The organism is Pantoea brenneri, from assembly GCF_038594305.1.
Taxonomy (GTDB): domain Bacteria; phylum Pseudomonadota; class Gammaproteobacteria; order Enterobacterales; family Enterobacteriaceae; genus Pantoea; species Pantoea brenneri.
This window is the reverse complement of the sequence record NZ_JBCGBG010000001.1, coordinates 1,773,870-1,788,983: the sequence shown is the minus strand read 5'-3', so window position 1 is coordinate 1,788,983 and position 15,114 is coordinate 1,773,870. Positions and strand designations below refer to the sequence as shown.

Genomic DNA, 15,114 nt, shown 5'->3' with positions numbered 1-15,114 from the left:
ATGAAGGTTATTTCTTCTCGCGGCCTGAAACCGTTGAGCCTGTTTACGCTGGCACTTTCGCTGGCCGGCTGCGCCGTCGGGCCAGATTATCAGGCACCGAAGCCGGCGGTGCCCGGCGGCTACAACAGCCTGGATTCGCAGGAAGCGTCTAAGCCGCAGAGTGCGGCGATCAACTCCCGCTGGTGGCGCAGCTTCAACGATCCGCAACTCGACAGCCTGATCGCCCGTGCAATTGAAGGCAACCTGACGCTGCAACAGGCGGTGCTGCGCATTGCCGGGGCGCGTGAGCAACTGAGCCAGGCGCAGGGCGGCCTGTTTCCCAGCCTCAACGGTTCGGCCAAAGTCAACCGCCAACAGCTCGGGCTGGAAGGCTTGCTGAAAGCCAATGGCGCGACCGATCAGCTCGACAGCAATGTCGCCAGCCAGCTCAATGGGCTGACCCAGCCGGTCACGCTCTATCAGGGCAGTTTCGATGCCAGCTGGGAACTCGACCTGTGGGGCAAAGTGCGCCGTCAGGTTGAGTCCGCCAATGCCCAGCAGCAGGCGGCGATTGAGCAGCGCAACGATGCGCTGGTGTCGCTGGAAGCGGAAGTGGCGCGTGCCTGGCTGCAACTGCGTGGCGCACAAAGTACTATCCAGACGCTGCAGCAGCAGATTGATGTGGCGCAGCAGACCACCGAACTGACCCAGAGCCAGCAGCGTAACGGACTGGCACCGTTGACCGATGTGGAAAACGCCCGCGCCCAGCTCAGTAGCCTGCAGGCGCAGCTGCCGCAGTATCAGTCGCAGGCACGTCAGGCGATGAATGGCTTAGCGGTGCTGCTGGGCAAAACGCCAGGCTCGCTGGATGCTGAACTGAGTGCGCCGAAAGCACTCCCGCCGCTGCCGCAGTTTGTCCCGGTGGGGATCCCTTCTACGCTGGCGCGACGTCGTCCTGATATCCGTCAGGCGGAAGCGACGCTGCATGCACAGACGGCGGAGATTGGCGTTTCCGTCGCGCAGCTGTTCCCCAGCCTGTCACTGACCGGCCAGCTTGGCGTGCGCAACACCGACGTCAGCTATCTCGATAACTGGAGCAGTCACTTCTACAGCTACGGCCCGTCATTATCGATTCCAATTTTCCAGGGCGGACGGCTGGTGTCGAGCGTCAAACTGGCGCGGGCGCAGCAGGCCAGTGCCGCACTCGACTATCGTCAGACGGTGCTGACCGCCTTACAGGACGTGGAGAATGCGCTGGTCAGCTACCGCGCCGATCAGCAGCGGGTCACCGCGCTGGACCAGACCACCGGTTCGTTGCAGCGTGCCTTCGATCTGGCCAGCGATAGCTACCGTCAGGGACTCTCAACCTTCCTCGAGGTGCTGGATGCACAGCGTCAGCTGGCGCAGGCTGAAGAGCAGGCTACTCAGGCGCGGATGCAGAGCGCGCTGGATTTAGTCGCGCTGTATAAAGCGCTGGGCGGCGGCTGGGAAACCTATCAAAACGTCGAACTGCCGCAGTATTCGGTATTTGGTCCGGCGACAGAGGTGAATTAACCTTCAGGCGGTGGCAGAGACCCGGCTGCCATCGCCGCAATTTTTTACACCGGCAACACCGACCCTGCCAGTCACTGTTCCTCCCCACATTGCGCGTTTCTCGCTCTGATAACTCATTGAATCATCACCGTTCACTGCATTTTTACCGGCCGCGCGTCAGCGGGAATAAACCAGGATTAATATCAGGGTTATTATTCAGCTAAGGCCGGGCACCGCGCCGGCTATTATTTACCTGAACAGGATAAATAGCGTTAGCAACGCCCGGTTAGCCGCGCGGGGGTTTTCTGTTTTTATTCACAGCCAGGTTTATCGGCGTCGGGTATGCCATCTGCCGATGTGTCTGCTTAATAGGCCCGATACGTCGGTTAAATCGGTTAACCGGCCGCAGTCCGCCTGAGGTTTATCTGACGAACTGCGCCTGCACGGCGAAATTTTTAAACCATCCACAGGCATTAATAAAAATGCGCCAGCACGGTGAACCTTTTGCGCTATTACGGTGCGTCGCGGCGGGGGGCTTTTCGCGTTAATCTGTAAACTATTGTGACTGAGATCGAAATTAATCGCGCTTTTAATCTCGCCCTGGTATGCAGCGGACCCCAAATAAAAAACAGGGCGTCAGACTCTTTAAACCGGTGTTTTTTGCCCGTCACAGCGGGCGAAGGATGCCTGTAATCGATTCCAGTGACGGAAGTAAGACGCCGTTCAGTGTTAATTCAGCGTTAATAAAACGTCAGGAATTAGCCGCTCAAATTCAGCCAGCGTTTTTGAAATAACATCTAAGAATTATCTGGAGCGTAAAAATAATTTATTTTTTTATTTGAATTAGGTAATCTTGTCGCTACAGTTTTATTAACCCCCTTAAACAAGGACATTGTGATGAGTGACGCATTTAAAGTTCTGAACAATATTCGCACATTACGTGCCCAGGCCCGTGAACTGCCACTGAGCGATCTTGAAGAGATCCTCGAAAAATTAAACGTTGTGGTCACCGAGCGCCGTGAAGAAGCGGAAGCGGAAGAGACGCAGAATCGCGAAAAAGAAGAAAAACTGTCGAAATATCGTGAAATGCTGCTGGCTGACGGCATCGATCCTAATGAATTATTAGGTGCGCTGGAAACCGGTAAAAAACGCGCTAAGCGTGCACCGCGTCCGGCTAAATATTCTTATACCGACGAAAACGGCGAGAAAAAATCCTGGACTGGCCAGGGCCGTACCCCGGCAGCGATTAAAAAAGCGCTGGATGCCGGTAAAAGCCTGGACAGCTTCCTGATCGATTGATCAACACAATCCTTGTAAGTGGGAGCCGGGGGGCCTTAATGGCCCTCCGGCTTTTTTATTTCTGCCGCGATATCAATCATCCCACCCGCAATTCGCGGCTTAGACTGGCGTGCGCTGCGTCACATCTGGCATAATAGCTGCCGTTTTTCTATCCACTCTCTTCACAAAGGTCAATGCCGTGTTAGTTAGCAGCAATATCACCATGCAGTTTGGCAGTAAGCCACTGTTCGAGAACATCTCCGTTAAATTTGGCGGCGGTAATCGTTACGGTTTAATCGGTGCGAACGGCAGCGGAAAATCCACCTTCATGAAGATTCTGGGTGGCGATCTGGTGCCTTCAGGCGGCAACGTCTCTTACGATCCCAATGAGCGTATCGGTAAGTTACGTCAGGATCAGTTCGCCTTTGAACAATATAGCGTGCTGGACACCGTGATTATGGGTCACCATGAATTATGGGAAGTTAAGCAGGAACGCGATCGTATTTATTCTTTGCCGGAAATGAGCGAAGAGGAAGGCTATAAAGTTGCCGACCTCGAAGCAGTTTACGGTGAAATGGACGGCTACAGCGCCGAATCCCGTGCCGGTGAGTTATTACTCGGCGTCGGTATTCCGGTTGAGCAACATTATGGCCCGATGAGTGAAATTGCTCCAGGATTTAAATTGCGCGTCCTGCTGGCGCAGGCGTTGTTCTCTAATCCTGATATTTTGTTACTGGACGAACCGACCAACAACCTGGATATCGATACTATCCGCTGGCTGGAGCAGGTGCTGAACGAACGTGACAGCACCATGATTATCATTTCGCATGACCGTCACTTCCTTAATATGGTCTGCACCCACATGGCTGATTTGGATTATGGCGAGCTGCGGGTCTATTCCGGCAATTATGACGAATATATGACCGCAGCGACCCAGGCGCGTGAACGTCTGTTAGCCGATAATGCCAAGAAAAAAGCGCAGATTGCCGATCTGCAATCTTTTGTCAGCCGCTTTAGCGCCAACGCCTCTAAATCCCGTCAGGCAACCTCGCGCGCAAAACAGATGGATAAAATTAAACTGGATGAGGTAAAAGCCTCCAGCCGTCAGAACCCGTTTATCCGTTTTGAACAGGACAAGAAATTGTTCCGTAATGCGCTGGAAGTCGAAGGCTTAACCAAAGGCTTTGATAACGGTCCGCTGTTTAAGAATTTAAACCTGCTGCTGGAAGTGGGCGAAAAACTGGCGGTAATCGGTGCCAACGGTATTGGTAAATCGACCCTGCTTAAAACGCTGGTCAGCCAACTGAACCCCGATAGCGGCAGCGTTAAATGGTCAGAAAATGCACGCATCGGTTATTACGCTCAGGATCACGCCGAAGATTTCGCCAATGACCTGACAGTATTTGACTGGATGAGTCAGTGGAAACAGGCTGGCGACGATGAGCAGAGCGTGCGCAGTATTCTTGGCCGCCTGTTATTCTCGCAGGATGATATTAAGAAACCGGCCAAAGTGCTGTCCGGTGGTGAAAAAGGTCGCATGCTGTTCGGTAAGCTGATGATGGAAAAACCGAACATCCTGATTATGGATGAACCGACTAACCACCTCGATATGGAGTCGATTGAGTCACTTAATATGGCGCTGGAGATGTACGAAGGGACGCTGATTTTCGTTTCACACGACCGTGAATTCGTCAGCTCGCTGGCGACCCGGGTGATGGAAATCAAATCGGATCGGGTGGTGGACTTCACCGGCAACTACGAAGATTACCTGCGTAGTCAGGGCATCGTCTGATACCGGACGGGGTAGCGCAGGCTACCCCGTTTTTTCATCGGTGCTGCGCGCCACACACTTCGCACTGCGCGTCCTGCGCCACCTTCATGCTCCGGAACTCTGCGCTTAACGCATCGTACATCAGCAACCGGCTGGTGGCGGGCGTGCCGTAGTCCGCCAACAGCTTAATCGCCTCCATGGCCTGCATCGCACCTATCACGCCAACCAGCGGCGCCATTACGCCTGCCTCGACACAGCTCAGGGTTTGTTCGCCAAACAGCCGGCTGATGCAGCGATAGCAGGGCGTACCTGGCTGCCAGTTAAACACGCTGATCTGGCCTTCCATCCGAATCGCCGCGCCGGATACCAGCGGCACCCGTTGCTGACGACACAGCCGGTTAAGCTGCTCACGTGCCGCCACATTATCGGTACAGTCCAGCACCACCTGCTGCTGAGCGATGAGCGCCAGCAGCGCCGTATCGTCCAGCTGGCCGTGGATTGGCTGCAGCTGGCAGTGGGGATTGATCGCGGCCAGGCTTTGAGCGGCGGATTCAACTTTGGCACGGCCTATATCCGCATCATGATGCAGGATCTGCCGCTGCAGATTAGAGTGTGACACGCTGTCGAAATCGAGCAGCGTTAGCCTGCCGACCCCGGCCGATGCCAGATAAGGCGCGGCGGCACAGCCCAGTCCACCCAAACCGACAATCAGCGCCTGACTGGCTTTCAGCCGTTCCTGGCCGTCAAAATCGAAGCCCCGCAGCACGATCTGCCGGTTGTAGCGCAGCATCTCTTCATCGGTTAGCTCAGGCAGCATTTACCCCTCCAGCAGCGCATTAAACGGCTCTACCTCGACCCATTCGCCCGGCTCAACGTTGCCGCGATCGCGTTCCAGCACGATAAAGCAGTTAGCCTGCGCAAATGAGCTGAAGACGTGTGAGCCCTGCATGCCAGTGGTCTGCACTTCCAGTTCGCCCTCAGCATTCTGTTGCAGCACCCCACGCTGAAAATCGAGCCGGCCCGGCGTTTTTTTCAGACGCGACGCGCTACGCACCTTCTGACGCGGTGGCAGCACCGCTTTCTTCTGCCCGGTTAAAGCGGCGAGCAGCGGTTGTACCAGTTGATAAAAAGTGACCGCAGCGGAAACCGGATTGCCCGGCAGCCCACAGAACCAGCTACTGGCGAGTCGACCAAAGGCAAACGGCTTACCAGGTTTGATCGCCAGCTTCCAGAAACTGATGGCGCCGAGCTGCTCCAGCATGCTTTTGGTGAAATCGGCTTCGCCGACCGACACGCCGCCGGTACTGATGACCACGTCAGCCTGACGATCGGCTTCCTCAAACGCTGCACGCAGCGCCGCAGGATCGTCCTTAATAATGCCGAGGTCGATCACTTCACAGCCCAGTTTGTGCAGCATCAGCGACACCGCGAAGCGGTTAGTATCGTAAATTTGTCCGGCCGCCAGCGGCTGACCAACCGGCTGCAACTCATCACCGGTAGAGAAGATCGCCACCCGCAGTTTGCGCACGATCTCAACCTGCGCAATACCGAGTGAAGCCAGCAGCGGCAGTTCAGCCGCGCCGAGCCGCACACCGGCTTCAAGCACCACGTGGCCGGGCTGGATGTCGTCACCGGTCAGGCGAATATTTTGTCCGGCGCGCACCGGCGCGGTAATCACAATCGCATCGCCACGGGTTTCGGTCTGCTCCTGCATCACCACCGCTTCACAGCCTGGCGGCAGCGGGGCGCCGGTCATGATCCGCACCACGCTGCCCAGCGGCCATTCGCCACTGAACGGCGCGCCGGCAAACGCTTTACCGGCAACTGGCAGTGGCTCACCGCGGCTGACATCCGCCAGCCGCACCGCGTACCCATCCATCGCTGAATTATCAAACGGCGGTACCGCAATCGGTGAGGTGACGGCCACGGCAGTGATCCGCCCGGCCGCTTCGGTCAAAGGGACGCTCAGCGTGTCAGTGATCGGCGTCAGCTGCGCCAGCATTTTTTGTTGTGCCTCCTCAAGGGAGATCAATCCTGCAGTAAAGCTTTCCATGGTTATTCCAGTTGGGTTATCTCAGATGCTGCTTATTATGGTGGGATTTGTCCGCTGAGTCACATCGGTATCCGCGCTCTGCTCTCTGCCAGGCACGCGCCTGCCACTAAAGTGAAATATGGCCGGGTGAAAAGGTTATAACCATCGGAACAGTTTCTTCTTTACAACACTTAGCAGGCTTTCTATAGTCAAAAATTACCGAAAATGGATTAAAACCATTCTAAATCAGTGTTTTTCGTGCTGATGCAACCACAGGGCAGAGCGTTATGGGCAAAGCAGTTATCGCCATTCATGGGGGAGCGGGCGCAATTACGCGCTCAGCGATGAGCGCCGAAAAGGAGCAGCACTATCGCCAGGCCCTGCTGGATATTGTGACGCACGGTCAGCAGATGCTGGCTGAGGGTGCCAGCGCACTCGACGCGGTAACAGAAGCGGTACGCCAGCTGGAAGAGTGTCCGCTGTTCAACGCCGGCAAAGGCGCGGTGTTTACCCATCAGGGCACCCATGAGCTGGACGCCTGCGTGATGGATGGCCGCACGCTGGATGTCGGGGCCGTGGCGGGCGTCAGTCGGGTACGCAATCCGGTGCTGGCGGCGCGCGCGGTACTGGAACAGAGTCCGCATGTGCTGTTTATCGGCGAAGGTGCTGAGCAGTTCGCCGAGGCGCAGGGCCTGCAGCCGGTGGCGGCAGATTACTTCTCGACGCCAGAACGCTGGGAGCAGTTGCAGCGCGCACTAAACAGCGACGAAACGGTGCTGGATCACGATGGCGCTGCCGGCGATGGCGATCCGCTCGACCCGGACCGCAAATTTGGCACGGTGGGTGCCGTGGCGCTCGATCTTAATGGCAATCTGGCTGCGGCGACCTCGACCGGCGGCATGACCAATAAACAGACCGGACGGGTCGGTGATTCCCCGCTGCCGGGCGCGGGCTGCTACGCCAGCAACGACAGCGTGGCGGTCTCCTGTACCGGCACCGGCGAAGTTTTTATCCGTACTCTGGCCGCCTACGACGTGGCGGCGCAGATGCGTTACGCCGGCCGCACGCTTCAGCAGGCCAGCGTCAATGTGATTCACGATAGCGTGCTGGAGCTGGGCGGCAGCGGCGGCCTGATTGCGGTCGATCGCGAAGGTAACGTGGCGCTGCCGTTCAATAGCGAAGGAATGTACCGGGCGGTGGCACGGGTCGGCGAGGCGGCCGATGTGGCCATCTACCGTGACAGTTAAGGAGCAGGCATGAGCGATCGGCAGGCGTTACCCTCACTGGCGCCCGACCAGGTGCTGGCGGTACGCGATCTCAGTGTGCATTTTCAGCATCAGGGCACGGTGACCGAGGCGGTACGCCATCTCTCCCTCGATCTGTTTCGCGGCGAAACCCTGGCGCTGGTGGGCGAGTCAGGCTCCGGTAAGTCTGTCACCTCGCTGGCGCTGATGCGGCTGATTGAGCAAAACGGCGCAACGGTTCGCGGTGAGGTACAGCTGCGCCGCCGCAACGGTGAGGTACTGGATATCATGCGCGCCCCGGCCGGTCAGATGCGGCGGGTACGCGGCGCGGATATGGCGATGATTTTTCAGGAGCCGATGACCTCGCTCAATCCGGTGTTTACCGTTGGTGAACAGATCGCCGAATCGATTCGCTTGCATCAGGGCAAAAGCCACGCCCAGGCGCTGGCAGAAGCACGCCATATGCTGGACCTGGTGCGTATTCCGGATGCACAAAATGTTTTGTCCCGCTTTCCGCATCAGCTCTCCGGCGGGATGCGTCAGCGAGTGATGATCGCCATGGCGCTCTGCTGTAAACCGGCGTTACTGATTGCCGATGAGCCTACCACCGCGCTCGACGTCACCATTCAGGCCCAGATCCTGCAACTGATCCGCGTACTGCAAAAAGAGATGCAGATGGGCGTCATCTTTATCACCCACGATATGGGCGTGGTAGCGGAAATGGCGGATCGGGTGCAGGTGATGTATCGCGGCGAAGTGGTGGAAAATGCGCCGGCAGCCCAGCTGTTTAGCGCGCCCCGCCAGCCTTACACCCAGGCGTTACTGGCGGCGGTCCCTAAGCTCGGCTCGATGCACGGTCAGCCACTGCCCGCTAAGTTCCCGCTGCTGCACGGCGGGGAAGAGCAGCAGACGCCGCAGGATACCGTGCGCCGTGACCAGCCGCCGATTCTGCAGGTCCGCGATCTGGTGACGCGGTTTGATATTCGCGGTGGGCTGTTTAACCGGGTGAAAAGCCGGGTGCACGCAGTCGAAAAAGTCAGTTTCGATCTCTATGCCGGTGAGACGCTGGCGCTGGTCGGCGAGTCCGGTTGCGGTAAGTCGACCACCGGCCGTTCACTGCTCAGGCTGGTGGCCAGCCAGGGCGGGACGCTGACCTTCAACGGTCAACGCATCGATAACCTCAGCGGCGCGGCGCTGGCACATCTGCGGCGTGACATTCAGTTTATTTTTCAGGATCCCTACGCCTCGCTCGATCCGCGACTGACGGTAGGCTTCTCGATCATGGAGCCGCTGCTGGTGCACAAGGTGATGCCGCGTCGTGAAGCGGAACAGCGAGTGGCCTGGCTGCTGGAAAAGGTCGGGCTGCTGCCGGAGCACGCGCAGCGCTATCCGCACGAATTTTCAGGCGGCCAGCGGCAGCGCATCTGTATTGCCCGTGCGCTGGCACTTAATCCGAAGGTGGTGATTGCGGATGAGTCGGTCTCGGCACTCGATGTCTCGATCCAGGCGCAGATCATCAACCTGATGCTCGATTTACAGCGCGAATTTGGTATCGCGTTTCTGTTTATTTCGCATGATATGGCGGTGGTGGAACGCATCAGTCACCGCGTGGCGGTGATGTATCTCGGCCAGATTGTTGAGATGGGGCCGCGTCAGGCGGTATTTGAGCAGCCACAGCATCCTTATACCCGAAAACTAATGGCCGCCGTCCCGGTTGCCGATCCGGCGCACCATCGCCGGGAACGCGCGTTAATGGTTGATGAGATCCCCAGTCCAATCCATGCGTTAGGGGATGAACCTGAAGTGGCACCGTTGATGGAAGTGGCGCCGGGGCACTTTGTCGCCCGCCACGTTATCAGCGCGACCTGAATAGTGAAGATATCGCTTCGGCGACCCACCCGACAGGGATTACAGGAGAACAAGATGCAGATGACGATGCGTAAAGGGTTAGTGGCGGCTGGCGTATTAAGTAGCGCCCTCACATTGCCCGCCTGGGCGGCGCAGGATGCGGTGATTGCCGTCGCGTCCAACTTCACCACCCTCGATCCGTATGACGCCAACGACACGCTGTCGCAGGCGGTCGCCAAATCGTTTTATCAGGGGCTGTTTGGTTTTGATAAACAGATGAAGCTGACCAACGTGCTGGCGGAGAGCTATCAGGCCAGTCCGGATGGGTTGACCTACACCATCAAGCTCCGCCCGGGCATTAAGTTCCAGGACGGCAGCGACTTTAACGCCGAAGCGGTCAAGGTCAATCTCGACCGCGCCAGCAACCCGGATAACCACCTTAAACGCTATAACCTGTTTAAGCAGATCGCCACTACCGAAGTGATCGATCCGACCACGGTGAAAGTGACCCTGAAGCAGCCGTTCTCGGCCTTCATTAACATTCTGGCCCACCCGGCGGCGGCGATGATTTCACCGACCGCGCTGAAAAAATATGGCAAGGATATCGGTTTCCATCCGGTCGGGACCGGCCCGTTTGTGTTTGAAACCTGGAACCAGACCGACTTCGTCAAGGTGAAGAAGTGGGACGGCTACTGGAAGCCGGGCTATCCGAAGCTGGACAGCATTACCTGGCGACCGATCGTGGATAACAATACCCGTGCGGCGATGCTGCAAACCGGGGAAGCCAACTTTGCCTTCCCGATCCCTTATGAGCAGGCCAAACTGCTGGAGAAAAACAGCAAGCTCGAGGTGGTAACCACACCGTCGATTATGCAGCGTTACATCAGCCTCAACGTTACCCAGAAGCCGTTCGACAACCCGAAAGTACGTGAGGCGCTGGAGTATGCCATCAACCGCCAGGCGCTGGCGAAGGTGGCCTTTGCTGGTTATGCCACCCCGGCCACCGGTATCGTCCCGCCGGCCATCGACTTCGCTCAACACTATCCGGCCATCAGCTACGATCCGGCTAAAGCCAAAGCATTGCTAAAAGAGGCGGGCTACCCCAACGGCTTCGAAACCACCCTCTGGTCATCACACAATCACAGCACCGCGCAGAAAGTGTTGCAGTTCACGCAGCAGCAGCTGGCGCAGGTCGGCGTGAAGGTTAAGGTCACCGCGATGGATGCGGGACAGCGTGCGGCCGAAGTTGAAGGCAAAGGCCAGAAAGAGAGCGGCGTGCGGATGTTCTACACCGGCTGGTCCGCCTCAACCGGTGAAGCCGACTGGGCACTGACGCCGCTGTTTGCCACTGCCGCCTGGCCACCTGCGATCTTCAACACCGCGTTTTACAGCAATCCTAAGGTTGATAAGGATCTGGCGGATGCGCTGAAAACCACCGATCGCGCGCAGAAGGCCCAGCTGTATAAAGATGCCCAGGACACCATCTGGCAGGATCATCCGTGGATCCCGCTGGTGGTTGAGCAACTGGTGTCCGCCAACAGCAAAAATCTCAGCGGTTTTTATGTGATGCCCGATACCTCATTCAATTTTGATGAGGCCAGTCTGAAGTAACGGAGCCGGCCAGCCCACGCGGCTGGCCGCAGCTGCAGGATGTTGCATGCTTAACTATTTTCTTAAACGGCTGTTGGGGCTGATCCCCACCTTGCTGATTGTTGCGGTGCTGGTGTTTCTGTTTGTTCACCTGCTGCCGGGCGATCCGGCGCGTCTGATTGCCGGACAGGAGGCGGATGCCTCGGTGGTAGCGCTGGTGCGTCAGGAGCTTGGACTTGATCTGCCGCTGCCGCAGCAGTTCTGGCACTTTATTCTCAATGCATTGCAGGGCGATTTCGGTCAGTCGATGGTATCAAAACGGCCGGTGGCGGATGAGATCGCCTCGCGCTTCATGCCGACCTTATGGCTGACCCTGACCAGCATGGTCTGGGCCGTGATTTTTGGTATGGCGATCGGCATTGTTTCCGCCGTCTGGCGCAATCGCTGGCCCGATCGCCTCGGCATGACGCTGGCGGTCTCCGGCATTTCGTTTCCGGCTTTTGCGCTTGGCATGTTGCTGATGCAGATTTTCTCGGTGGAGCTGGGCTGGTTGCCGACGGTCGGGGCAGAAAGCTGGCAACACTATATTCTGCCGTCGATTACTCTCGGTGCGGCGGTGGCGGCAGTGATGGCGCGTTTCACCCGCGCCTCGTTTGTCGAAGTGATGCAGGAAGATTATATGCGTACCGCGCGCGCGAAAGGGGTGCGCGAGTCGCTGGTGGTGGTGAAACACGGACTGCGTAACGCGATGATCCCGGTGGTGACCATGATGGGCCTGCAGTTCGGTTTCCTGCTGGGCGGATCGATCGTGGTTGAGGTGGTATTTAACTGGCCAGGCCTGGGACGACTGCTGGTCGATTCGGTGTCAATGCGCGACTATCCGGTGATTCAGGCGGAAGTGCTGCTGTTTTCACTGGAGTTTATTCTGATCAATCTGATGGTTGATATGTTGTATGCGGTGATCAATCCCGCCATTCGCTTTAAGGAATCGCGATGAAAAACTGGCGACGCGATGCGGCACTGAAAACCCTGCCGCTGATCAAGGAGAACCGGGTACGCACGCCGTGGCGCGAGTTCTGGCGGCGTTTCCGGCAGCAGCCGGTGGCGCTGCTGGCCGGACTGTTTGTGCTGCTGCTGATTGTGCTGGCGTTTATCGCCCCTTACGTGGCGCCGTTTGATGCTGAAAACTATTTCGATTACGACCGGCTGAATGACGGGCCTTCACTGCTGCACTGGTTTGGTGTCGATTCACTCGGCCGCGATATTTTCAGCCGGGTATTGGTGGGAACCCGCATTTCACTGATTGCCGGTTTCTTCTCGGTGGCTATCGGCGCGCTGATTGGTACGCTGTTTGGTCTGTTAGCAGGCTATTACGAAGGCTGGTGGGACCGCATTACCATGCGCGTTTGCGACGTGCTGTTTGCCTTTCCCGGTATTTTGCTGGCGATTGCGGTGGTGGCGATCATGGGCAGCGGAATGAGCAACGTGATTGTGGCGGTAGCGATTTTCAGCATTCCGGCGTTTGCCCGCCTGGTGCGCGGTAATACCCTGGTGCTGAAGCATCAGACCTACATTGAGTCAGCACGCAGTATTGGCGCCTCTGACTGGACCATTATCATGCGGCATATTCTGCCGGGTACCGTCTCACCGATTGTGGTCTATTTCACCATGCGCGTCGGCACCTCTATCATTACTGCCGCCAGCCTGTCGTTTCTCGGATTGGGCGCGCAGCCGCCGACGCCAGAATGGGGCGCCATGCTGAACGAGGCGCGTGCCGATATGGTGATTGCGCCGCACGTGGCGATTTTCCCCAGCCTGGCGATCTTCTTCACCGTTCTGGCATTTAATTTACTCGGAGACGGGCTGCGCGACGCGTTGGATCCTAAACTCAAGACATGAAACCTTTCGATTATGATCAGGACTTCAGCACCATCGACTTCCGCCAGCATCCCGAACGTTATCAGGTCGGACGTGGGGAGCAGGGGGTGCTGATGGTCGAGCCCTATAAGAGCGAAATCCTGCCGTACTGGCGTTTTCGTACCGTACCGATTGCCGAAGCGTCGGCGGAGAAAATCATGGCGCTGTTTGAGGCGTATCGTCAGCAGGATGATTTTGTCGGCATGGATATGGCGCGTAAGTTTATTCAGATGGGCTACACCCGCGCACGTCGCTACAGCAATCATCAGGGCGGACGAAAATATGATGCTGACGGTAAAGAATTACCGCGTGGCGTGAATGAAGAAAAGGCCGCGGCGGCGGCCATCTTTAAAGGCTACTGGGATCGGATCCGGGCCGATGAGGACTATCTGACACGCAAGAAAGCGCATCAGCAGCAGTATGGTTAAGCGCGAATAAGGCCCGATGCGGCAACGGGCATCACTGCGCGCCGCCATTCAATGCCGGGATTAAACGCGGCTCGCCCAGAGATCGTACTCATCGGCATGCTCAACTTTGACCCGCAGCATGTCGCCCGGTTTAACGTTACGCTCGCCGTTAAGGTAGACCGCGCCGTCAATTTCCGGCGCATCAGCCATACTGCGGCCAATCGCGCCTTCCTCGTCCACTTCATCAACCATCACCAGAATCTCACGTCCGACTTTCTCCTGCAGGCGTTCAGCTGAGATCTGCTGTTGCAGCTGCATAAAGCGATCGTAACGCTGCTGCTTCACCGCCTCGTCGACCGGATCGGGCAGCTGGTTGGCGGTCGCGCCTTCCACCGGGCTGTACTGGAAGCAGCCTACCCGATCGAGACGCGCCTCTTTGATAAAGTCGAGCAGCATCTGGAAATCTTCTTCGGTCTCGCCGGGAAAGCCGACAATGAAGGTGGAGCGCAGCGTCAGTTCCGGGCAGATTTCACGCCAGCGCTTAATCCGCTCCAGCGTGCGTTCCACCGCGCCAGGACGCTTCATCAGCTTCAGAATGCGCGGGCTGGCATGCTGCAACGGAATATCGAGATAGGGCAGGATTTTGCCGGCCGCCATCAACGGAATAACTTCGTCGACGTGCGGGTAGGGATAGACGTAGTGCAGACGCACCCACACGCCGAGCTTCGCCAGTTGCTCACACAGGCTGACCATGCTGGTTTTTACCGGCGAGCCGTTCCAGAAACCGGTGCGGTGTTTCACATCAACGCCATAGGCTGAGGTATCCTGCGAGATCACCAGCAGCTCTTTAACGCCCGCTTCGACCAGCCGTTTGGCCTCATCCAGTACCTCACCGACGGCGCGGCTGTCGAGATCGCCACGCATTGATGGGATGATGCAGAAGGTGCAGCGATGGTTGCAGCCTTCGGAAATTTTCAGATAAGCATAATGACGCGGCGTCAGTTTCACGCCCTGTTCCGGCACCAGGCTGAGGAACGGGTTGTGCTGAGGCTTTGGCACGTAGCGATGCACGTGCGACAGAACCTGCTCATAGCTGTGTGGACCGGTAATTTCCAGCACTTTCGGGTGCACTTCACGAATCTGATCAACCTTAGCGCCGAGACAACCAGTGACAATCACTTTGCCGTTTTCATTCAGCGCTTCGCCAATCGCCTCAAGCGACTCCTGAACCGCGCTGTCGATAAATCCGCAGGTGTTTACAATCACGATTTCAGCATCGTCATAGCGCGGCACCACATCATAGCCCTCGGTGCGCAGTTCGGTGAGGATGCGCTCGGAGTCAACGAGGTTTTTTGGGCAGCCGAGCGAGACGAATCCGACCCGTGGCGGCAAAGTTTTTATTGTAGTAGACATAGCTCTGTTTCCGGTTCAGCACAGCGATGGCGCGGGATTTTACCTGTGTTGCTGAAAAAATTGTAGCGTTATCTGTAAGGGTTTAGCGCCGTGTAAAGGTAT

12 protein-coding genes are annotated in these 15,114 nt (G+C 57.3%); 9 read left to right on the top strand and 3 right to left on the bottom strand.

Annotation, left to right across the window (positions count from 1 at the left end; all coding sequences use genetic code 11):
* The 3 genes from AABB92_RS08355 (at position 1) to AABB92_RS08345 (ending at position 4,582) form a co-directional block, all read left to right on the top strand.
* Positions 1-1,533: an efflux transporter outer membrane subunit gene (locus AABB92_RS08355; RefSeq protein WP_046288428.1), complete on the top strand. Its 1,533-nt coding sequence runs from the start codon at positions 1-3 to the stop codon at positions 1,531-1,533.
* Between the two features lie 876 nt (positions 1,534-2,409).
* The gene (locus AABB92_RS08350; protein ID WP_031377023.1) at positions 2,410-2,811 is read left to right on the top strand and encodes an H-NS family histone-like protein; all 402 of its coding nucleotides are present in this window, start codon (positions 2,410-2,412) and stop codon (positions 2,809-2,811) included.
* 178 nt (positions 2,812-2,989) lie between these two features.
* Positions 2,990-4,582 (top strand): ABC-F family ATPase, encoded by a 1,593-nt coding sequence (locus AABB92_RS08345; protein WP_046288427.1) that lies wholly within the window; start codon positions 2,990-2,992, stop codon positions 4,580-4,582.
* A 34-nt stretch (positions 4,583-4,616) separates the two neighbouring features.
* Here AABB92_RS08345 and moeB read toward each other — a convergent pair whose 3' ends face one another.
* Positions 4,617-5,378 (bottom strand): molybdopterin-synthase adenylyltransferase MoeB, encoded by a 762-nt coding sequence (gene moeB / locus AABB92_RS08340; protein WP_031377022.1) that lies wholly within the window; start codon positions 5,376-5,378, stop codon positions 4,617-4,619.
* Entirely contained in the window at positions 5,379-6,614 is a 1,236-nt protein-coding gene (gene moeA / locus AABB92_RS08335; protein ID WP_031377021.1) for a molybdopterin molybdotransferase MoeA, read from the bottom strand. It lies immediately after the preceding gene.
* A gap of 266 nt (positions 6,615-6,880) precedes the next feature.
* On the opposite strand from moeA, the gene AABB92_RS08330 reads away from it, so the two are divergent.
* From AABB92_RS08330 to AABB92_RS08305, 6 genes are read left to right on the top strand one after another with little or no spacing between them, the layout of a single operon-like run.
* Positions 6,881-7,840 (top strand): isoaspartyl peptidase/L-asparaginase family protein, encoded by a 960-nt coding sequence (locus AABB92_RS08330; RefSeq protein ID WP_046288426.1) that lies wholly within the window; start codon positions 6,881-6,883, stop codon positions 7,838-7,840.
* 9 nt (positions 7,841-7,849) lie between these two features.
* The gene (locus AABB92_RS08325; protein WP_031377020.1) at positions 7,850-9,706 is read left to right on the top strand and encodes a dipeptide ABC transporter ATP-binding protein; all 1,857 of its coding nucleotides are present in this window, start codon (positions 7,850-7,852) and stop codon (positions 9,704-9,706) included.
* 54 nt (positions 9,707-9,760) lie between these two features.
* Positions 9,761-11,296, top strand: coding sequence for a glutathione ABC transporter substrate-binding protein GsiB (gene gsiB / locus AABB92_RS08320; RefSeq protein WP_031377019.1), 1,536 nt, complete (start codon positions 9,761-9,763; stop codon positions 11,294-11,296).
* Between the two features lie 46 nt (positions 11,297-11,342).
* On the top strand, positions 11,343-12,272 hold the full coding sequence (gene gsiC / locus AABB92_RS08315; RefSeq protein WP_031377018.1) for a glutathione ABC transporter permease GsiC: 930 nt from the start codon (positions 11,343-11,345) through the stop codon (positions 12,270-12,272).
* The gene (gene gsiD / locus AABB92_RS08310) at positions 12,269-13,174 is read left to right on the top strand and encodes a glutathione ABC transporter permease GsiD (protein WP_031377017.1); all 906 of its coding nucleotides are present in this window, start codon (positions 12,269-12,271) and stop codon (positions 13,172-13,174) included. The genes gsiC and gsiD overlap by 4 nt, the downstream gene beginning before the upstream one ends.
* Complete coding sequence (locus AABB92_RS08305; RefSeq protein ID WP_031377016.1) at positions 13,171-13,620, top strand: DUF4385 domain-containing protein; 450 nt, start codon at positions 13,171-13,173, stop codon at positions 13,618-13,620. Before gsiD ends, AABB92_RS08305 begins: the two co-directional genes overlap by 4 nt.
* Before the next feature lie 60 nt (positions 13,621-13,680).
* Here the strand turns inward: AABB92_RS08305 and rimO are convergent, their stop codons facing one another.
* Positions 13,681-15,012, bottom strand: a complete 1,332-nt coding sequence (gene rimO / locus AABB92_RS08300) for a 30S ribosomal protein S12 methylthiotransferase RimO (RefSeq protein WP_046288425.1) — start codon at positions 15,010-15,012, stop codon at positions 13,681-13,683.
* Between the last annotated feature and the right edge of the window lie 102 nt (positions 15,013-15,114).